The sequence below is a fragment of the Vibrio sp. Vb2880 genome, from assembly GCF_033337975.1.
GTDB lineage: Bacteria > Pseudomonadota > Gammaproteobacteria > Enterobacterales > Vibrionaceae > Vibrio > Vibrio alginolyticus.
The window spans coordinates 168877-189257 of the sequence record NZ_JAWORT010000007.1; the positions used below are offsets into that span (position 1 = coordinate 168877).

Consider the following 20381-nt stretch of genomic DNA (forward strand, 5'->3'; position numbering starts at 1 on the left):
GCGTTATGAATAAAAAAGAAGTCCTCATGTCTGCTCGTGATTTAAACGTCCACTTTCCTGTGTCGCGTCACCTTATTCCAAGTCGACGTAAAATCGTGAAAGCGGTCAATGGTATCGACTTAGATGTTTATAGAGGCGAAACACTTGGCATTGTGGGGGAATCAGGCTGCGGAAAATCAACGCTTGCACGCGCCTTACTTCGCTTAATTGAACCTACACAAGGCGAGTTGACTTGGAAAGGTCAAGACATGCTCGGGTTTAGTAAAAAAGAGCTTTCCTCTCGACGCAGAGAATTTCAGATGGTGTTTCAAGACCCATCCGCTTGTTTGAATCCGAGGTTAACCATCTCAGAATGCATCGCCGAACCACTGCTCACCCACGAGCCGCAACTTAAACGGGCAGAGGTAGAAAAACGTGTCATCGCTATGATGGATAAAGTGGGTCTCTTGGCTAGCCAGCGAAACCGCTATCCACATGAATTTTCCGGAGGTCAATGCCAGCGTGTGGGCATTGCTAGAGCGTTAATTCTCAATCCAGATTTGGTCGTGTGTGATGAACCCGTTAGTGCGCTAGATGTCTCCATACAAGCTCAGGTCATCAATCTTCTAGATGATCTTAAACAAGAAATGGGGTTAACACTGGTAATGATTGCGCACGACTTAAGCGTGGTGCGCCACATCAGCGACCGCGTTATGGTGATGTATCTTGGTAAACCTATGGAAGTAGGACGTTACGATAAAGTATTTGATGATGCACAACACCCCTACACCAAAGCACTGTTATCAGCTGTCCCGATAGCTAATCCGCAATTAGCACGTGACCGTGAAATACAACTATTGCCCGGCGACCTTCCTTCTCCACTTAATCCACCGAGCGGTTGCGTTTTTCGTACTCGATGCCCAGAAGCAACAGAAGTATGCGGGCAACAGAACCCAATAAGAACAGGCTCGGAGCAGCATCATATCTATTGCTCAAATATGACTTTAGGAACCATTTAATGAACAATACTAACTCAGTAAACCAACGCCTTACGTTATTGCGTGAGGCAATGTCCTTTCACAACGTGTCTGCATATATCGTGACCAACAATGACCCACATAACAGTGAATACTCAGCGGATCATTGGTTAGCGCGAAGCTGGATTTCAGGTTTTACCGGCTCAGCAGGCGATGTCGTCATTACCCAACAAGGTGGTGGCCTGTGGACTGATGGTCGTTACTATATTCAAGCTGAAGAACAGTTACACGGCACAGGACTTGAACTGTTTAAAGCCAAACAACCAGAAACGCCGACAATTGCCAAATGGCTGGCTACCACGCTCCCAGAAAACAGTATTGTCGCGGTTGACGGGCGCGCCATCAGTTACGCTTTTTATCAAGGCCTCAAACAAGCCTTTGAAGCGAAAAACATTAAGATCATTCTCGACCTAGATTTGCTCACACCGATTTGGCTTGAAAGACCACCTCGCCCAAGTGCACCCGTATTCGAGCACCCCACCGCTTTTGCTGGCGTTGACACAGAAAATAAGTTAGCGAGAATCCGTTCTTTGTTAACCGAGAACCAAGTAGATAGCTTATTAGTGTCAACGCTAGATGATGTCATGTGGACAATGAATATTCGAGGTGGTGATACGAATTACTGCCCAGTTTCTGAAGCCTATCTAATCGTAGAGCAATCACTTGCGACACTGTTTATTGATAAGGCCAAACTGCCTCAAGACGTTGAAAGAGCGCTGACCGAGCAGAGTGTACACATTCGCCATTACAACTACGTAAGTCAGTATTTGAATCAGCAATGTGAGGGATTATCGCTCGCTTTTAGCCCTACCCACACAGACAGCTTATTGGTGAGTTCGATTGAACGGAATGTGAATCTAAAACCAATGGCTTGCCCTGTAACGGCAATGAAGGCCATAAAAAATGAGACCGAACTAACCAGCCTAGAGCAGGCATTAACAGACGATGGTGTGGCAATCGTAAGGTTTATGAACTGGCTAGAAGAGCAAGTTCCAAGCGGACTCGTTACAGAATTGTCTGCTGAGGCACAACTGAACCACTATCGCCGTCAAACCCGACATTATGTGAGTGACAGTTTCCGCACTATCGCAGGCTTCGCGGCTCACGGGGCAAAAATGCATTATGCCGCCGATGAAGAAAGCAATGCGGCAGTCAATGAAAGCAACTTCTTTCTCGTCGATTCTGGTGGCCAATACCTTGGCGGGACAACAGACATCACCCGTACTTTCCACTTCGGGTCACCGACCATTAAGCAGCGCAAAGATTATACCTTGGTGCTCAAAGCGGTCATCCGACTGACTCAGACTCGATTCATGAAAGGCTCTACGGGTGCCAATCTTGATATCATGGCGCGTGGCGTCTTATGGCAACATGGTATTGATTACAAGTGCGGCACTGGACACGGCGTGGGCATTTGCTTGAATGTTCACGAAGGCCCACAAAATTTCTCGCAAAGCCACCACGAGGTTGAACTAAAACCGGGTATGGTCATTACCAATGAACCAGGCGTTTATCGCGAAGGTGAGTACGGGGTAAGAATAGAGAACATTCTTAAAGTTGTAGAAGTAGAACAAAATGAGTTCGGCACGTTTTACGGTTTTGAGACCATCACTCTTGCTCCAATTGCGACCAACGCCCTTGACTTATCAATGCTAGATCAAGCAGAGCTAGACTGGCTCAATCATTACCATTCACGAGTCTATCAAGCGCTTAGCCCTTTTCTTGATGCGCAAGATAAAAACTGGCTTCAACGCACAACCCAACTGATTGAGAAATAGGATATCAGCAAGTTTTATAACGTTTTCATTTTCATCTCAAACTCCTTGTTTGCCAGCCTTCGGGCTGGTTTTTTTATAGAGATAACGGCGTGAAAAACAAAAACGCCCCGCAATGTTAGCGAGGCGATCAATTAAATTAAAATGATGCAGTTAAAATGCCCTACTGACGACACTTCTGAGCATCAAAATCAACGACGATGGCGGCATTCTCAAAGTCACCAGAGACTTTAACGTAGCCCCAGTAGTTACTCTGATTTGACAACGTAATACACTCTCCATTACCAATATTATCTGACCACCCGTGAAGATTAGCACCATCCGGCCAACCAGAGTTACTGTATTCAAGCTGTAAGTTGCCCGTACCGTTCCCCGCCGTTATCGCCAGATTTGAGCTCTCATTCACCGCTGGCACGCTCAGCCAAATGGTTTGTTGATTTGCCAAGCAAACGGGCTCTCCTGCTGTTAGGCGTCCACCGCTTACTTTACTTTGCACCGCGCAGTCTTGTGGCAATGTGTCATTACCGCCCAACGCTGAGATAACAACAGTATGAGTGGCGGTTGCCGTCAAGCCTTCACTGTCTGTCACACTTAGGCTGACCGAATACTCCCCTTCACTCCCATATTGGTGCGTCGGCTTGGTTTGTGTACTTGTCGAGCCATCACCGAAGTCCCATAAGACGCTGACGATCTTCCCGTTTGGGTCTGTACTGTTTTCACTGCTAAATGTAATGCTTTCACCGACTTTCCCCTTACTGTTTGCGGTTATGACTGCATTAGGTGCACCATTTGAGACAAGGGCTTGCTGCCACTGCTCAAACTCACTTTGATACAAATTCGCCCATTGGGTGATCGTGGCCTTGTAATTGCTCCAATTCCCTTGGCGTGTTTCCACCAACATTTGGTTTACGTCATCTTTATGATTTTCAAACATAAAACGTACAGCTAAGTACCCCCAACGATAAATTCGATCGACATCAAACCCATCATAAGTAGTCTCGAAAATCTCACTTAAGGTATATGTCGAACCGTCTAGAATCGTCTCAAGTGCTGCTTGGTTGTCATTTTCTTGAGCGACATACTCTGCAATGCCTTCACTCCACCACACTATTTTTTCAGTTGGATGACTAAACCCTCCATAGAGATCAAATCGACCATCTAAGTAATGCACGTATTCGTGCTCTAGGTTCCAGACAAAGTGATCCGCGTTCGCATAAGAGGCTTCATAAGCAATAAAGTTGGGAATATTCCCCGGCTGGGAAGGATCGCCCTCCAAGTACATACCGCCATTGTCAGTACTAATATCGAAAATTGGCCCTGCGTACTTACCATAATCAGTGCTTGAATCGAAGATATTGACTTGGAGCTGAGTGTTGTGGTCATCTTTTACTGGCTGTTCACCAGTTTCTAATGACTGATGAAAGTAACCCTCTTCGTAACCCATTTTAGAACATGCGGCCGCGTGTTGCTCTTGCGTCATATTCTGGGACAATATTCGAATTGTTGGACTACAAGTATAAGTTTGCGATAGCACTAAGCCTTTTAGCTCAGTTTCGAAATTACAAATTCCGAACTCACTACAATCTGCGTAATATGAGGCGGTGTCCGCCGCCGCAAGCCAAACCGCGTCACCCCGACCATACATTTCATACTGTTCAAAGATTCGACTTAGCTGACTCTTCACCACAGAACTCGCGTTACCCGCATACTTGGTCAAACGCCCGAGCTCTCGCCCCGCATTCGCGGCCATAAACTCATCTTCAGCACCGATTGATGACGCCCTTAGAGCGAAATCGCCTAAAGCTTTGGCAAGGTCCATTTGATTGCCAATTATTTGCACAAATTGCTCGTTCCACTGCCCACCAAACAAAATAGTAAAAACACCGTTAACCGCATTGCGCATATACCAGTGCTGGGCGTATTGATCATTCCAACGAGTAAGCCACTGGGTCACTTGTGGTAAGTACGCGTGCTGCAAGCCCGCACTATCCATAGTGATGATGACTTCACTAAGCACTTTGCCGTGACGATCGCTGTTCTCGTAGAAGTTTGCGTTGTTAACAAACGCATCCACTGATTCTTTCACCGCTGGTGTGACCCATTCAATAAATGAGATGTTGTCATTGTAAAACTCGGCGTAATAACCCGCGCGCAAGTATAAGAACAACGTTTCTAGTTCATCGCTCCCGCCACCTGTATACCCCTTCGCCAATGTCGTAGTACGCTTCGCAATGTTGTACATATGATCGGAGCTAAATACCGACTCTTGAATCCGACTTTCAGCAGAGAATAGCTGGTTCACACACGTCGCGCCCTGACTTAAAATTTCGCCGATCAATTGGTTACTGCTTTCGGTAACCAATGCTTCCAAATCACAAGCAGTGCTCGACTCATCCAGGCTTTCAAGTGACTGTACTCGAGTTGCCTTGGAGGGCTGAATAGGGAGAGTTGCGGTTGGTTGGTATTCAACTCGATTGGATTCAACACCGTGTGTATGAGCCGAATGTGCATGTTGCTCTGTAACTTGAGAAACTGGCTCGCTTAACGCAAATACGCCAGTGCTGGTTAATGTTGTCGCAATCGCGACACTCAAAGTCTTCAGTTCCATCTAATTTCTTCTATATTGAGTTTTCCTTAGATGCATTACGTCTTTTGCATCGCCACTGCCCTTATTACTGCAAGAGCATCTCCATATAATCTACTCGCAAGACAAGAAGAAACATTTTGTTAACAACTAGATGTGGCGGTATCAGTTTTTGGTACTCGAGTTGCCGTTGCACGGGCTTGCCAGAAATCGATTTGCTTTAGTAATATTGATCAACTAGTTGTTTATCTTTCCATTCAAATATCTTTTATTGCTCCTCACAAAAGCTATAAAATGGTTTCTTTTCTTTTTGCTAAACAACTCCTATGACCGACGCTGATATTGAGCTACAACACCTTTGGTTAGAAGTCCAAGCCGAACGCTGGCAAAACCTGCCACGCTTTTTATTCAGTTACTACTGCTACAAGCACAACCTTATCAGTAAAACCAACAAAGTTTGCTGGGAGACGGCACGTGCAAACCTGCCCGCTTCAACGTCAATAAAAGAGCGAAAAAACGCGGTGGTTGAACCGTTAGTTTCTGAGGAAACCGTCGCTGGGTTATTGAAAGCCATCAGCAAAGATGGGGAAATGACATTCGACGTGATGGGAACCACACTTGATACGTTTTTGCATTATGTTGTGATTAGCAAGGAAGAAAAAGCGCGACTTAAATCAAACATGCCAGCTAGTTGGTATCAGCGATCAAACAAGTCGCCTTTGGCACGTTTCGAGCAAGCTGGCATTAAGCTACCAGAGTGATATGTCAGTCATCGCTGATGATAAACACAAAAGACAAGCGCCTACAATGAGGCGCAGTTGGTCAAAAATTGAGGTGCCCCTAAACAAAAGTGCATAGTGAGCAACAAAGAAAAAGTTTGGCTATTCTTGAATGCCTCGAATGCGTACATTACGCCTACGTAGAACTTCTAAAGTCACGAGCAAACACACCGACATAAAAATCAGCAACGTAGCGACCGCCAATATAGTCGGACTGATTTGCTCTCGAATTCCTGACCACATCTGCCTAGGAACGGTTTTTTGTTCTGCCCCAGTCAGGAATAACGCCACCACAACCTCGTCGAACGAAGTGCCAAAAGCAAACAAGCCGCCAGAAATCATCCCCGGACGAATCAGAGGAAAGGTAATGTGTCTGAAAGTATAAACAGGGTTTGCTCCTAAGCTAGCCGCCGCTTTTACCAAGCTATGGTCAAAGCCGCTTAACGTCGCAGTAACGGTAATGACGACAAAAGGCGTACCTAAAGCAGCGTGTGCCAAAATGACGCCTAGATAAGTTTGTGACAAGCCAAGGCGCGTGTAGAAAAAGTACATCGCAGCAGCAGAGATAATGACTGGTACGATCATGGGTGAGATCAACAGCGCCATAATCGTATTGCGAAAAGGCAAGTTACTACTTGCTAAACCCAACGCCGCCAGAGTTCCTAGCCCTGTTGCAACGAGTGTCGCCATAAAAGCAATAAACGTGCTGTTTTTCAGCGCCAACAGCCACTGATCACTAGTAAACATTTCTTGATACCAGCGAGTAGAATACGCTGCCGAGTCAAGGTTTAACATCCCCTCGGTAAAAGTAAAGTAAGGCGTTGCATTAAACGATAACGGGATGATGGTCAGAATTGGAGCGATTAAAAAGCACAGCACCAACCCACAAAAAACTAAGTAGCCTGCGTAAGCGACTCGCTCTACTTTTGATGCATAGTTTGGTAATGCCATGGTTATCCTCCTACCTTAAGGTTATTCATGCCAACCACACGGTTGAATATATAAAACAGAACCAGTACAACGAACAAAAGCAGTCCACCCAATGCGCCAGCCATCCCCCAGTTCAGTGATGTCTGCATATGATAGGCAATCATATTGGATATCATCTGTCCGCTTCTTCCACCAACCAAAGCGGGCGTAATGTAGAAGCCAATAGAAAGAATGAAAGTAAGCAAGGCCCCCGCACCTATCCCCGGTAACGTAAGCGGCATATAAACTTTGATGAACGCAATGAAAGGCGTCGCGCCTAGAGAACGAGCGGCACGGAAATAAGTTGGGCTAATTCCTTTCATTACGCTATACAGAGGCAGGATCATAAAAGGCAACAGAATGTGCACCATAGACACCACCGTTCCGAAGGTATTGTGAATCATCTGAATTCGCTCAGAAGTAAAACCCGACCAAATAAGGAGATCATTAATGACCCCTTGGTTTTGCAGCAGAACAATCCAAGACGTGGTTCTGACTAACAATGATGTCCAAAATGGCAGCAGCACAATAATTAAAAGTAAGTTCGCGCGCTTATCAGGTAAATTGGCAAGCAGGTAAGCAACGGGGTACGCCATCACCAAACAAATTAAGGTGATTGAAATAGACATCCAAAAAGTTTTAAAGAAAAGGTCGACGTATATTTGGCGTTTTTCTGGTTGGGGCTCAATGTCTCCAAACTCATTCACTTGCAAGTCTAGCGCAGCAAGATAATGACTGAATGTTAATGCGCCACTAAGATTCTTAAACGCCGCCCAATATTTAGGATTAGCCCAACGCTTATCCAGCTTAGCCAACTGTGTCACCGAGATCGGCAGCGACGTCAACCGAGACAACTTTCTGCCGGTTTTCATGAGTAAACTGCGCATACCAGACTCTTCAATATTCATCCGGTTGGCTATTTTCGGTAGCTCTTTGCTTTGATAAAGCGTAAGTACCTCAACAGAGAATGCCTCAATGACTTCTTGATGAGGCTGACCTTGATAATCCCAACTTTCTAAAGCTTGAATAGTTTGTGGGAGTGACTGGGATATTTCTCGGTTATCCACGCTTCGAAAAAGCATGTCGAGGATAGGAAAAGCAAACGTAAGCAGAATAAAACACACCAATGGCGTTGTGAGCATAATGGAGCGAAGCTTTTTTCGGCGCTCTGCCTTTTGCAGCTGCGCTTTCAGATTGGTTTCTTGCTCATGAACTTGGCGTTCGATTTCCAATACAGAATCTAATGCGGTTAGCTCTCGACTCATGCTGCTACCTCGCTACTTTGAGTTTGTGTCCCATCAAGAGCATGGCAATCGTCACTTTGCCAACCAATACGACAAATTGAGCCAGGCGTTAACTGCAAGTGTTTACGATTATCGTTAGGTACTTTAACGATGAAGTGACCAACGCTCTCTACTTCGACGACCAGACGATAATGATCACCGTGATAAATCAATTCTCGTAGGACGCCCGAGACTTGGTTCTCACAAGACGCTTTCTCTGGTTGAATAACAATCTTTTCTGGTCGAATGGAAAGTGTTGTTCTCTGCCCTTGCTCAGAGACTCTGACAGGTTTCGCAGTAAATAACTCTTTCCCAACGAGCACTTGGCAATACTTTCCGTTCCACTCTTTGACTAAACCTGAGAGTTGGTTGTTTTCTCCGATAAACTGCGCAACAAACGTATTACTCGGAGATTCATAAAGCTCGGTTGGTGTCGCGAGTTGTTGCACTTCGCCGTGATTAAAAACCGCAATACGGTCGGACATAGTGAGAGCTTCGTCTTGATCGTGCGTCACATACAAAATGGTAATGCCAAGCTTTTCATGCAAATGTTTAATTTCCATCTGCATTTGCTCACGCAGCTGCTTATCTAACGCGCCTAGTGGTTCATCCATCAACACGAGTTTAGGCTCAAACACTAATGCTCGCGCTAACGCAACACGCTGTTGTTGACCACCTGATAACTGCTTCGGGTATCGAGTCGCAACATGCTCAAGCTCGACCATTTCTAATACACTCTGAACTTTGCTTTGAATCGTGTCACTGTCGAGTTTTCGCACCTTTAAAGGAAACGCAAGATTCTCAGCAATGGTCATATGTGGAAACAACGCATAGTTTTGAAACACCATACCAATATCACGCTTGTGCGGCGCGAGATGATTGACAGGAACGCCATCGATATAAATGTTTCCACCGGTCGCAGTTTCAAAGCCTGCTAGCATCATCAAGCAAGTGGTCTTGCCCGATCCTGACGGCCCCAACATAGTAACGAACTCTCCAGGAGCAATATCTAAGTTGAAGTCTTTCACCACCAAATTCGTGCCATCGTAGGTTTTCTTAACGTGTTGAAAGCTGACATAGTCCTTGTTTTCCGTGCTCATGACTTCCCTCTTCTCATTTTTTGAATATTACGAATAAGTAGAGCGTCAGTTAACGCTCTACTAAACAGCACAATTACAGATTGTATTTGGATAGGTCTAACCGGGTTTCTAACGCATGTTCAACCATTTGAATGACTTGTTGACGCTCTTCACCTTGTAAAAGTTGGCGTGGCGCACGAACTTGTTCAGATCCACGTCCGCAGACTTGCTCGGCCAATTTAATGCACTGAACCAGCGTAGGAATGGTGTCTAAACGCAGTAGCGGTAAGAACCAACGGTAGATTTCTAACGCTTCAGCATAACGACCTTGGCTTGCCAGTTTATAAATCGCGACGGATTCTTCTGGGAATGCGTTGGTTAAACCAGAAATCCAGCCGGTCGCACCTAGCATCAATGATTCAAGAGCGATGTCATCAACACCGCTGAACACGGTAAAGCGGTCATCAAATTTATTGTAAAGCTCAGTGATACGACGAGTATCAGTGGTCGACTCTTTGATAGCTACAATGCTTTCAAACTCAGCCAGTTTCGCCATGATATCGAGGTTTACATCTACACCATAAGCAACCGGGTTGTTGTAAATCATGATTGGCATTTCTGGCGTTGCTTCTGCTAGCGTGCGGTAATATTCGAACGTTTCGTTCTCAGACGTGCGGTAAACCATGGCAGGCATCACCATACAACCATCGATACCAATTTTGTACGCATCCTGCATGTAATCAACAGCTGCTGTGGTAATAGACTCTGCTGTACCAGCAATCAAAGGCACACGGCCATTTACGACTTCTTTTGCCGCTTGCAAGACCTGGCGTTTCTCCTCCGGGTACAACGCACAGTTCTCACCGACAGTACCCAAGCAGATAATGCCATTCACACCATCTTTAATTTGGTTATCTATAACAGTTTGCGTTGCGTCTAAGTCGATTGACTGATCTTGACGAAATTGCGTACTGACCGCCGGATAAACACCTTTCCAATCAATTTTCATGAACTACTTTCCTTATATGTATATTGTATGCAATTTAAATGAACGAGCAAAAATGCTCAGGCATGGCTATCTATGCCATTTTCTAACAACACCGCCTTTACAGCGGCCAAATCAGCCAAAGCACTGCCAACTGATTTGTATAAAGTAATGACCTCATCGTTTTGACGTCCTGAGATTTGTTGGGCGCAAAGCTGCGGTAATTCCCCTCTAATATCGTCTGACGTGAACACGCCCTCTTGAATTGGAATGAGAAGATCGCCCGCTTCGGCTAATACATTAATACGGCTATCAACATACACCTGTGCTCGTTGCACTGCTTCGGAGTCGCATTCACGCTTATCCAAGTCATGATTACCGACCAAATCAATATGGGTGCCCGGCTGCACGTCTGCGCCATTAAACAAAGGCTCTGCTGATGCGGTAATACAGCTGATGATGTCAACGTGTTTGATAACGTGGTCCACATTTTCTACGACTGAAACACGGAACCGACGCTCATCAGGAAGCGACTGATACTCTGAAGATGACACAATGGCATCTACCGTCGCCTCGGCTTTGTCTGAGTTACGCCCCCAAATATAAACCTGCTTAAGTGGGCGAACCGCAGCGTATGCCCACGCAAAATAAGGCGCAAGATTGCCCGTTCCGAAGATCAACAGACGATCAGCATCGGGACGCGCTAAATAGTCCGCTGCCAACGCAGAAGCTGCGGCGGTGCGCCAAAACGTTAAAACTTTACCGTCCACGAGTGCGAGCGGCTCACCATCGTTTCGTCTGAAAACAAGCAGCTTAGATGCAAGCGTATCTTTGCCTTGCTCAGGGTTATGCGGGAAATACGTAAAGGCTTTCACCGCAATCAACTCCTGGTTCCAAGCTGGAAGTAGCGCAAACGCCTCGTATTCTCCCTCTTCTAAGGGCATGACTCGGCGTTGAGGTATTGTCGCTGGCCGCGAGTACATTTCACGCATCGTTTCAATAAGAGACTTCATTGTTAAACATTGCGCGACTTGCTGTGCTTCGATGACTTTCATCATTTCTCCGAAAACATAAATACAGTTGAGGAAAAGTACGGAACCTCGCTTATGGATGAAAACTCGGCCCCATACATAATTTAACGCCTAGTTAAGCAGCCAGGTGTTGAACTCTTCATTTAGTTCATCCGCGTAGTCTGACCACCATTCATCGTTAATCAGGAAGGCGGTTTGGAAGTTTTGAGGTGCGGTAGGAAGGTTCGCTAAAATGTCTGGGCTCACCTCCGCCGAAGACGATTTACGCGTAGGCCCGTAGGCAACGTACTTAGCTTGATCAGCTAATGGTTTTGTTCCTGAAGAAAAAGCGATGAAGTCCAATGCAAGCTTTGTGTTCTCACTCCCTTTAGGTATTGCCCATCCATTCATGTAACCCATTTGACGGTCCCATATAATCCGAAATGGTTGACCCTCATCTTTACGGGCATTGTGAATTCGGCCGTTAAACGCCGAGGCGATCACCACTTCTTTGTCAGCAAGCATTTGAGGTGGCTGGGCACCTGTTGTCCACCACAGCACTTCTGATTTGATCGTATCCAACTTAGCAAACGCACGCTCACGCCCGGCTTCGGTTTCGAGCAGGCTGTAGACCTCTTCTGGTTTTACACCATCAGCCAATAGTGCCCACTCAAGATTACCCTGAGGTTGTTTTTGCAATGCACGTCGACCTGGAAAAGTTTTTAGGTCAAAAAGATCGGTCAACTTGCTAGGCAAAACCTTACCTTTAAACGCGTCTTCGTTCACCGCTAATACTGTGGACACCACGATGGTATTGATTGCGCACTCGTGAATCGCACCATCAATGAAATCCTCTTGTGCTGGTGTTCCATCTGCGCCCGGAGGCAAAATACTTGGGCTCACTGGTTCTAATAGCCCTTCTGCACAACCACGAACAATGTCCGGCTTGTCGAGAGAAACCAAATCCCAGCGCACGTTGTTCGCTTCCACCTGCGCTTTAATTTCGGCTAATCCGCCACTGAAATCCTCGGATACGATCTCAACACCTGTTTTTTTAATGAAAGGCTTATGATATGCCTCCACTTGGCTCTTGGTGAATGCACCACCCCAAGATACGACCGTCAATTTGTCTTCAGCATAAGCAGAGGTCCCCAACAGCATTCCTGAAATCAACAGCGCCAATGGTGCTTTGGTCATTCGTGACATGTATTACTCCTTTTGGTTGTTTTTCTGGAGGCATCCGAGTACGGCTGTTGGATACCAGTTTTTGTTAAAATTACGTTAACATTAGCATTTAATATATTTTATACAATATTTAATATTAAATTTTTCAGGCAAATCGTTGTAATGAAAAAGGTGAAAGATCAATCGATGTCGGCTTTCCTTCGATAAGCTCTAAAAGGAGATCTGCCGTAATCGCCGCTTGAGTTAATCCAAGGTGTTGGTGGCCAAATGCCAGTAATACATTTCCATCCCAAATGCTATCAATAACCGGTAACGAGTCGACTGTTGAAGGCCGATTCCCCATCCACTTTTCTCCTTGCTTGAGTGGATTTAACCCCGATTCAAACATCTCATCACCTAACTGAAAAAGCATTTCTGAACGTTTCATATTGGGTGTTGATTCTACATCGGCATACTCAACAGTGCCTGCCAAGCGTAGCCCACCAGACATCGGAGTCATGATGAATTTTCTATCGGCAGAGCTAATAGGAAATGGCAGTACATCACGCTTGTCATCCACCATTAGGTGATAACCACGCTCGGCTTGAATAGGCACTTTGACTCCGGTTAGTTGCCGAATCAAAGGCTTAGAATGTACACCAGCGGCAACAATGATTCGGTCAAATGAATGTGTTTGAGACTCAACCAGCACATCGCCATTTTTCGCCAACGCAGATACACCTTTTTGTAAAACCTTACCGCCAAGCTCTTCAAAGGCTTCACTTAGCTCAACACAGAGCTGATAAGGGTCTAGCGTATGACCGGTTTCGGGAAAAAAGACTCCGATACGAACCTTATGGCTGAGATCAGGTATCCGCTCTCGAATCGCCTCTTGTGTCCAAACTTGATGCGTCACACCGTTTTTAGCCAGTGAGTTAAGCGTACTTTGATAATTCTGAAACAGTTTCTCGTTTTCAAAAGTGAGCAATGAACCATTCATTTTTATTAGATGCGCTTTTCCGATTGAATCAAGCACGCCACGCCAACTTGCCACTGACCGCTCGTTAAGACTCTTAATCGCGTTTTTTGCCCGCTCCGCGGCTGATGGCTTGGTTTGTAATAGAAAACGAATCATCCACCCGATTGTGTTTGGAATATCTTGCCAACGGATCGAAACCGGACTTTTGGGATCTAGCAGCATTTTAGGTAATTGTGGAAGCAGCGCTGGCGTTGCAAGAGGGAAGATTTGCTCAGTCGCGATATGGCCTGCATTTCCCTTAGAGCATCCATTCCCCACGCCATTGGGATCAAAAATCGTGACTTGATAACCTTGCTGCTGCAACTTCAATCCAATTGATAAGCCGATAATGCCCGCACCTATCACGGCGATCCTTTCCTTTTTGGTTTCATCCTTGACCAACATAAATATGCTCCGAGTCACACTTGAAAACGTAGATTGTATACAATATATTTTACATTACGTTAACATCACTATTGTTTAATTCAACCATTTTTTCAGCAAGGAGCGAAAAATGAGACAAGGAACTTTTTTCTGTATTGATGCCCACACCTGCGGCAACCCAGTTAGGCTGGTCGCAGGCGGTGTGCCTCCACTCGAAGGCAATACCATGAGCGAAAAGCGCCAATACTTTCTTGAGCATTATGATTGGATTCGTCAGGCACTCATGTTTGAGCCTCGCGGACACTCAATGATGTCGGGGTCAGTTGTCTTGCCTCCTTGCAGCGATAACGCAGACGCTTCAATTCTGTTTATTGAAACCAGTGGCTGCTTACCAATGTGTGGCCACGGCACCATTGGAACCGTCACTACCGCTATCGAGAATCGCCTTATCACTCCCAAAAAAGAAGGCCGTTTGATACTTGATGTCCCAGCAGGACAAATCGAAGTGCACTACCAAACAAAAGGTGACAAGGTCACGTCGGTGAAGATATTTAACGTACCAGCTTACCTTGCCCACCAAGACGTAACCGTGGACATAGAGGGCTTAGGTGAGCTCACTGTCGATGTTGCTTATGGCGGAAACTATTACGTAATCGTCGATCCTCAAGAAAACTACGCCGGACTTGAACACTACTCTCCAGATGAAATTTTGATGCTTTCTCCAAAAGTTCGCGAAGCGGTATCTCGAGCGGTTGAGTGCGTACATCCAGAAGATCCGACAGTGTGCGGTGTTTCTCACGTGCTATGGACCGGAGAGCCCACTCAAGAAAACGCCACCGCTCGAAATGCTGTGTTTTACGGCGACAAAGCGTTGGATCGCTCGCCATGTGGTACGGGCACTAGTGCACGCATGGCGCAATGGCATGCAAGAGGCAAACTCAATCAAGGAGAAGACTTTGTTCACGAAAGTATCATCGGCAGCCTATTTCAAGGACGTATAGAAGGCATTACCGAAGTGAATGGCAAAGCCGCTATTTTGCCAAGTATTGAAGGATGGGCACAAGTATACGGTCACAACACAATATGGGTAGACGATGAAGATCCATATGCGTACGGATTTGAAGTGAAGTAATAAGGATAGTAAGGAAGAATGATGAACCCACAAGAACCAACCACTTTTTACGCAGTCAACGCCTTTACTGGTGAGCCTCTACCTATTGCGTTTCCGGTACATGGAGAGCAAGAAGTTAATCAAGCCGCCTCAGCCGCCCAAAACGTTGCGCGTGAGTTTCGCCAACTAAGTAATGCAAAGCGAGCGAGCTTACTTTGCTCTATCGCCTCTGAATTGGAAGTGAAGAGTGAAGAAATCGTTGCTCGTGCTCATTTAGAAACTGCCCTTCCCGAAGCACGTTTAAGCGGTGAAATAGGACGTACCGCGAACCAATTAAGACTATTTGCCGAGGTTGTGAGATCGGGTAATCACCATCAAGCAATTTTCGATACGCCAAACCCAAACCGTCAACCACTGCCAAAACCAGATATTCGCCGTCAACAAATCGCAATTGGCCCTGTCGCCGTGTTTGGTGCGTCTAATTTTCCGCTCGCATTTTCTACGGCAGGTGGTGATACGGCTTCGGCACTGGCAGCTGGCTGTCCTGTGATTGTAAAAGGCCATACCGCCCACCCTGGCACCAGTCAACTTGTTGCAGAGTGTATTGAGGCTGCACTGGAGAAAGAGTGCTTACCGCAAGCCATCTTCACGCTATTGCAAGGCAACAAACGCGCACTTGGCCAAGCACTCGTTACCCATCCAAAAATTAAAGGGGTTGGGTTTACAGGCTCCGTCGGTGGTGGCCGTGCGCTGTTCAATCTAGCTCAGCAAAGACCAGAGCCAATCCCCTTCTATGGTGAACTAGGGGCGATTAACCCAACATTTATTCTCCCTTCAGCCATACGAGCAAACGCCTCATTGGCTGAAGAGTTTGTGGCTTCTATGACTTTGGGCTGTGGACAATTTTGTACAAAACCAGGCGTTGTATTTGTCTTGAATAGCCCAGAAACGCAAGCCTTTATCGAAATCGCTCAAGGGTTAATTCGACAACAATCAACGGCCACTTTGCTAACGCAAGGAATCCGAGAAACGTATGAATCCGAAGTGGATAAGCGAGCTTCCGAAACAGGCATTAACGTCACTCGTTCTGAACAAGCAGAAGCGACCAATGTCTCACCAGCACTGTTCGTGACGGACAGTAAAAACTGGCGTAAAAACCCGCAATGGGAGGAAGAAATATTTGGTCCTCAATCGTTAATCGTAATCTGTGAAGATTTCGATGACATGTTGAAACTGAGTGATTCACTGACTGGATCGCTCACCGCAACCCTTCACGCTACCGCTGAAGACGAAGAACAAGCCAAGCAACTGCTTCCAAGTTTGGAAGAAATCGCCGGACGCCTTGTATTCAACGGTTGGCCAACTGGCGTCGAGGTTGGTTACGCTATGGTTCATGGTGGACCCTATCCGGCTTCAACCAATTCTGCCTCAACATCTGTCGGTGCGGAGGCTATTCATCGTTGGTTGCGTCCAGTCGCTTATCAAGCTTTGCCAGAATCTTTATTGCCGGATTCATTAAAAGCGTTGAACCCACTGGGTATTCAACGCGCCATAGATGGCAGTGTGTCCCAATAAGCCCACCAAATGGCTCAAAAAGGCATCAACTGATGCCTTTTATTTCACTCTACTTCTCAAAACCTTCTTTCCTAGTTGGTTTGTGCCAGAAAAACAATAAACTACTAAAGTAAAATGGATTGGATACAATATTAATTTCACGGGAGACTTCAATGTCACAGAAACCTGTTTTTAAAACGCGCACTCAGCTCGTTGAGGAAGCAATTCGAACTCAGATCTTGAAGGGCGAGTTAAAAACTGGTCAACCTTTACGTCAAGATGCGTTAGCAAAAGAGTTTAATGTTAGCCGAATTCCTGTGCGTGAAGCGTTAGTTCAATTGGAAGCACAAGGACTCGTTAGCTTTGAACCTCACAAAGGTGCGACGGTCACTGAGCTATCTCCAGAGAAAATCAATGAGCTATTTGAACTGCGCGCTGTCGTGGAATGCCACATTTTAGAGCGCGCGATTCAAAATATGACAGACGCTGACCTTGAACGCGCGCGCGAAGTTCGCGAACGTTTCGAGTCAGTAGTGAACAGTGGCGACGAAGTAGAAGAATGGAGCAACTACAACTACGAGTTCCACAAAGCCCTATATGCGCCAGCCAACATGCCTGAAACTATGGACGTCATTTACAACCTGAACACAAAGTGTGACCGATACATACGCATGCAGCTATTGTTTACTACAGGCATTAAAAAGGCAGAAGAAGAGCACTTAAGCTTGTTTGAAATGTGCCAAAATCGCGATATCGAAGGCGCCAAGTATCTACTGAAAAAGCACATTCTAGAAGCGGGCACAGCGATTCGAAACCTGCTGCTTGAAAGGCAAAATATCAGCCAGTAAACGGAATAACGAATAAGGTGATATTCAAGGATGAATGTTGGACCAAAGTTTTTACTTGCAGCGCTACGACAAAAGATTAAAGAAGAAGGGCTTTGCTACAATTCCTTGTCAGAGAAAAGTGGCATCCCTTTATCTAGTATTAAACGCCACCTACATAATCCAGCTTTAGGTTTGGATAAAGTACTTATTTATCTGAACTACCTGAATACCGATCTCATCGAACTCGCAACCTTAGCCAACGAGCTTCAGCACCAAAACGAGCAAATGCTAACAGATGAAGAGAGCGCCCTTTTCGTTGAGCATCCTTATTTACTTGATTTTATTTATATGCTGACTTCTCGTGATATTAAACCGCAAGAGATAGCCCAAACTTACGGACTTTCTGATACAAGCTTACGATTCTATTTGCGTATCGCGGAAATTCTAGGATATGTCGAAAACTTCGGAGACGGCTTGTTTTACCGTTCTGGTCGTCGATTTATTATGGAAGAAGGTACGGCATTAGACACCTTATTCAAAGAGCGATTTCAACAAGATTCGCTTTCTCATGATATCAACCCAGGCGTATGTATAGGTCGCATTAGGCTCACCGAAGAGCAGAAAGTGCAAATAGAGGACGAGCTTTGTAATAAATTAGCGAAACTTAACGCAGTTAACACTTCCAACAATGAAGGTGAACTAACAAATATATTAATGCGCTGCACTCCCGGTGCTCAGATATTTTTCGCTGATGATTTACCTAACATTGACGGAAGCCTATTAAAGCACGTCGCTCAACTCACTAAATTAAGTTAAAGCATCAGACAAATAAATCAAACAAACCCCAGATAACATCATATACCCCTACCAAACTATTGATTCAAAGCGTTTCCTGAATCTAATTCTGATTTTTATTTAGCAAGCGTCGCTTAGTCAACTAAGAACTTGTCTTAATTTCACACTTATTAATTGTCTTGTTAGCTCTTTTGAAATAGACAGAAAACTTAAGTAATGACTAATTTAGCTTAAGTATAAAAGACAACTTTTTTACGTTATTTACCTCACACTATTTAACTATAAATTTGCAGACGAACAAATTAAATTAATACATTCACCTAGCTAATAAAAACAAAAGCAAAACACATAATTATAATTCTATTATTTATAAGGACATAGAAAAGTGAAATTTAAGTATTCTTTAGCAACGGCAGTCACTCTCGCATTATTACAAGGCTGTGGCGGTGGCGGCGGTGATGGTTCATCACCTACTCCGTCAACTAGCAGCGCAACTGGACCAACATGGAAAGCCGGTGATTTTAGCCAACCGTCGAAAACGTTTATTAACCAATGTGAAACGCCCCGCGTCGGACTGGACCCATATGACAACTATGCCGCCTATCCAGATAAATTGGGCTCTACATTGCACGAAAAACTCTTTTTAAGAGCTTTTACTAACGAAACGTATCTATGGTATGACGAGGTTCCTGATAATAATCCAGCAAACTACAAAACTGTTACTGATTACTTCAATACGCTGGTCACCTCTGCTACTACCGCGACGGGTAAACCAAAAGATCGCTTCCATTTTACCGTCCCTTATGAAGATGATATGAAATCATCGCAATCCGGTTTAGTTGCTGGATTTGGTTTTAACTGGGCATTCCTACGTGGCGTACAACCTCGAGACGTTCGTATTTCCTACACTGAAGAAGCTTCGCCAGCTGATAGAAGCGGCATTGCTCGTGGTGATAAGCTTCTGAAAATCAATAATATTGATGTGGTTAACACCGGCAGTCAGTCCGACATTGATTTTATTAACAAAACGCTCTTTAACCCTGACATCAATCAAGATTACACCTTCACATTTGAGAGTGTTGACGGTCTAGAGAAAACCGTGACGCTTACCGCCTCTGATGTCATGACCTCTCCAGTTAAAAATGCCAAAGTGATTACACACAATGGTATGCGGATCGGCTATCTGCAATACAACTCCTTTGAACCAAGCGCTCAAGCCCCGCTTATTGAGGCGTTCAGTACGCTCTCAGCAGAGAATGTTGACGAGATCGTCGTTGATTTACGTTACAACGGCGGTGGCTTAGTCCTTCAGTCCTCGCAAGTAGGCTACATGCTAAGCGGTGCTGGTCAGAACCGAGTCTTCAGTGAGTTGATTCACAATGACAAAGTGATGCGTACCATTAAAGATGGGGATAACATCTATCGCTTTACAAATCTAGCAATAGACTGGGCAGCACAGAAATATTCGGACCAAGTGCTTCCGACACTGAACAAAAAGCGCGTATATGTGCTGACTTCAGGAGGCACGGCTTCCTCAAGTGAACTGTTGATCAACGCTTTGCGCGGCATTGATGTTGAGGTTATCCAAATAGGCTCAACAACCACAGGTAAACCGTATGGGTTCTCAGCAGAACAAAACTGCGGCACTATGTACTACACTATTCAGTTCAAGTCAGCGAACGAGAAAAAATTTGGCGACTTCTCTGATGGTTTTATTCCTACTCCAAAGAGCCAAATCAATACCGAGCTAGGCTTAAACAATAGAGTGGAAGGTTGCTGGGTCAATGACGACCTAACAAAACCATTAGGCGATCCGTCTGAAGGTATGCTTTCTGCGGCACTAAACTACATGGAAACGGGAACCTGTCCGCCAGTCTCCTCTTCAAGTTTCAACGCCATGCCGCGTAACATTTCATCTCCGGAGTTAAGCGATCTTCGCTCTCCGCTACGAACAGAGGCAATTCATGTTGAGATCAACTAACTTTTTACGAATGCTGATTCGGGTTGCGCTTTTCTTAGGCACTTCGATTTCTTTGATAGGATGCCAA

Annotated in this window: 16 protein-coding genes; 8 read left to right on the top strand and 8 right to left on the bottom strand. The window is 45.4% G+C overall.

From position 1 onward, the window contains the following. Positions 1–5: 5 nt before the first annotated feature. Together R7M92_RS10420 and R7M92_RS10425 are read left to right on the top strand one after the other, a co-directional pair. The gene (locus R7M92_RS10420) at positions 6–998 is read left to right on the top strand and encodes an ABC transporter ATP-binding protein (RefSeq protein ID WP_005377841.1); all 993 of its coding nucleotides are present in this window, start codon (positions 6–8) and stop codon (positions 996–998) included. Continuing rightward, entirely contained in the window at positions 998–2794 is a 1797-nt protein-coding gene (locus R7M92_RS10425) for an aminopeptidase P family protein (protein WP_318133325.1), read from the top strand. The genes R7M92_RS10420 and R7M92_RS10425 overlap by 1 nt, the downstream gene beginning before the upstream one ends. A 160-nt stretch (positions 2795–2954) precedes the next feature. Here the strand turns inward: R7M92_RS10425 and R7M92_RS10430 are convergent, their stop codons facing one another. Then, positions 2955–5399, bottom strand: coding sequence for a collagenase (locus tag R7M92_RS10430; protein WP_318133326.1), 2445 nt, complete (start codon positions 5397–5399; stop codon positions 2955–2957). A gap of 302 nt (positions 5400–5701) precedes the next feature. Here R7M92_RS10430 and R7M92_RS10435 point away from each other — a divergent pair, with 302 nt between their 5' ends. Continuing rightward, complete coding sequence (locus tag R7M92_RS10435) at positions 5702–6136, top strand: hypothetical protein (RefSeq protein WP_017633960.1); 435 nt, start codon at positions 5702–5704, stop codon at positions 6134–6136. 120 nt (positions 6137–6256) lie between these two features. Here the strand turns inward: R7M92_RS10435 and R7M92_RS10440 are convergent, their stop codons facing one another. The 7 genes from R7M92_RS10440 to R7M92_RS10470 form a co-directional block, all read right to left on the bottom strand. Continuing rightward, positions 6257–7105, bottom strand: a complete 849-nt coding sequence (locus tag R7M92_RS10440) for an ABC transporter permease (RefSeq protein ID WP_017633959.1) — start codon at positions 7103–7105, stop codon at positions 6257–6259. A gap of 2 nt (positions 7106–7107) precedes the next feature. Further along, a complete protein-coding gene (locus tag R7M92_RS10445) occupies positions 7108–8388 on the bottom strand; it encodes an ABC transporter permease (protein WP_318133328.1) in 1281 nt (426 codons plus the stop codon). Further along, complete coding sequence (locus tag R7M92_RS10450; protein WP_017633957.1) at positions 8385–9506, bottom strand: ABC transporter ATP-binding protein; 1122 nt, start codon at positions 9504–9506, stop codon at positions 8385–8387. Before R7M92_RS10450 ends, R7M92_RS10445 begins: the two co-directional genes overlap by 4 nt. Positions 9507–9579: 73 nt before the next feature. After that, positions 9580–10494, bottom strand: coding sequence for a dihydrodipicolinate synthase family protein (locus R7M92_RS10455; RefSeq protein WP_225472836.1), 915 nt, complete (start codon positions 10492–10494; stop codon positions 9580–9582). 56 nt (positions 10495–10550) lie between these two features. Further along, positions 10551–11525, bottom strand: coding sequence for an ornithine cyclodeaminase family protein (locus R7M92_RS10460; RefSeq protein WP_318133357.1), 975 nt, complete (start codon positions 11523–11525; stop codon positions 10551–10553). A gap of 87 nt (positions 11526–11612) precedes the next feature. Then, entirely contained in the window at positions 11613–12686 is a 1074-nt protein-coding gene (locus R7M92_RS10465) for a polyamine ABC transporter substrate-binding protein (protein WP_262638490.1), read from the bottom strand. Positions 12687–12810: 124 nt separating this feature from the next. Further along, positions 12811–14067 (bottom strand): NAD(P)/FAD-dependent oxidoreductase, encoded by a 1257-nt coding sequence (locus tag R7M92_RS10470; RefSeq protein ID WP_213898274.1) that lies wholly within the window; start codon positions 14065–14067, stop codon positions 12811–12813. 109 nt (positions 14068–14176) lie between these two features. On the opposite strand from R7M92_RS10470, the gene R7M92_RS10475 reads away from it, so the two are divergent. The 5 genes from R7M92_RS10475 (at position 14177) to R7M92_RS10495 (ending at position 20314) form a co-directional block, all read left to right on the top strand. Next, positions 14177–15178, top strand: a complete 1002-nt coding sequence (locus tag R7M92_RS10475) for a 4-hydroxyproline epimerase (RefSeq protein WP_005389764.1) — start codon at positions 14177–14179, stop codon at positions 15176–15178. Positions 15179–15199: 21 nt separating this feature from the next. Further along, on the top strand, positions 15200–16732 hold the full coding sequence (locus tag R7M92_RS10480; RefSeq protein WP_238844507.1) for an aldehyde dehydrogenase (NADP(+)): 1533 nt from the start codon (positions 15200–15202) through the stop codon (positions 16730–16732). Between the two features lie 152 nt (positions 16733–16884). After that, positions 16885–17559 (top strand): GntR family transcriptional regulator, encoded by a 675-nt coding sequence (locus R7M92_RS10485; protein WP_005377862.1) that lies wholly within the window; start codon positions 16885–16887, stop codon positions 17557–17559. A gap of 30 nt (positions 17560–17589) precedes the next feature. Next, on the top strand, positions 17590–18354 hold the full coding sequence (locus R7M92_RS10490) for a hypothetical protein (RefSeq protein ID WP_005377865.1): 765 nt from the start codon (positions 17590–17592) through the stop codon (positions 18352–18354). Positions 18355–18718: 364 nt separating this feature from the next. After that, complete coding sequence (locus R7M92_RS10495; protein ID WP_318133331.1) at positions 18719–20314, top strand: S41 family peptidase; 1596 nt, start codon at positions 18719–18721, stop codon at positions 20312–20314. Positions 20315–20381: the final 67 nt, after the last annotated feature.

Excerpts from the sequence above, each read along its gene's own strand:
- R7M92_RS10420 (WP_005377841.1), top strand. The coding sequence starts at position 6 with ATGAATAAAAAAGAAGTCCTCATGTCTGCTCGTGATTTAAACGTCCAC.
- R7M92_RS10425 (WP_318133325.1), top strand. The coding sequence starts at position 998 with ATGAACAATACTAACTCAGTAAACCAACGCCTTACGTTATTGCGTGAG.
- R7M92_RS10430 (WP_318133326.1), bottom strand. The coding sequence starts at position 5,399 with ATGGAACTGAAGACTTTGAGTGTCGCGATTGCGACAACATTAACCAGC.
- R7M92_RS10435 (WP_017633960.1), top strand. The coding sequence starts at position 5,702 with ATGACCGACGCTGATATTGAGCTACAACACCTTTGGTTAGAAGTCCAA.
- R7M92_RS10440 (WP_017633959.1), bottom strand. The coding sequence starts at position 7,105 with ATGGCATTACCAAACTATGCATCAAAAGTAGAGCGAGTCGCTTACGCA.
- R7M92_RS10445 (WP_318133328.1), bottom strand. The coding sequence starts at position 8,388 with ATGAGTCGAGAGCTAACCGCATTAGATTCTGTATTGGAAATCGAACGC.
- R7M92_RS10450 (WP_017633957.1), bottom strand. The coding sequence starts at position 9,506 with ATGAGCACGGAAAACAAGGACTATGTCAGCTTTCAACACGTTAAGAAA.
- R7M92_RS10455 (WP_225472836.1), bottom strand. The coding sequence starts at position 10,494 with ATGAAAATTGATTGGAAAGGTGTTTATCCGGCGGTCAGTACGCAATTT.
- R7M92_RS10460 (WP_318133357.1), bottom strand. The coding sequence starts at position 11,525 with ATGAAAGTCATCGAAGCACAGCAAGTCGCGCAATGTTTAACAATGAAG.
- R7M92_RS10465 (WP_262638490.1), bottom strand. The coding sequence starts at position 12,686 with ATGTCACGAATGACCAAAGCACCATTGGCGCTGTTGATTTCAGGAATG.
- R7M92_RS10470 (WP_213898274.1), bottom strand. The coding sequence starts at position 14,067 with ATGTTGGTCAAGGATGAAACCAAAAAGGAAAGGATCGCCGTGATAGGT.
- R7M92_RS10475 (WP_005389764.1), top strand. The coding sequence starts at position 14,177 with ATGAGACAAGGAACTTTTTTCTGTATTGATGCCCACACCTGCGGCAAC.
- R7M92_RS10480 (WP_238844507.1), top strand. The coding sequence starts at position 15,200 with ATGAACCCACAAGAACCAACCACTTTTTACGCAGTCAACGCCTTTACT.
- R7M92_RS10485 (WP_005377862.1), top strand. The coding sequence starts at position 16,885 with ATGTCACAGAAACCTGTTTTTAAAACGCGCACTCAGCTCGTTGAGGAA.
- R7M92_RS10490 (WP_005377865.1), top strand. The coding sequence starts at position 17,590 with ATGAATGTTGGACCAAAGTTTTTACTTGCAGCGCTACGACAAAAGATT.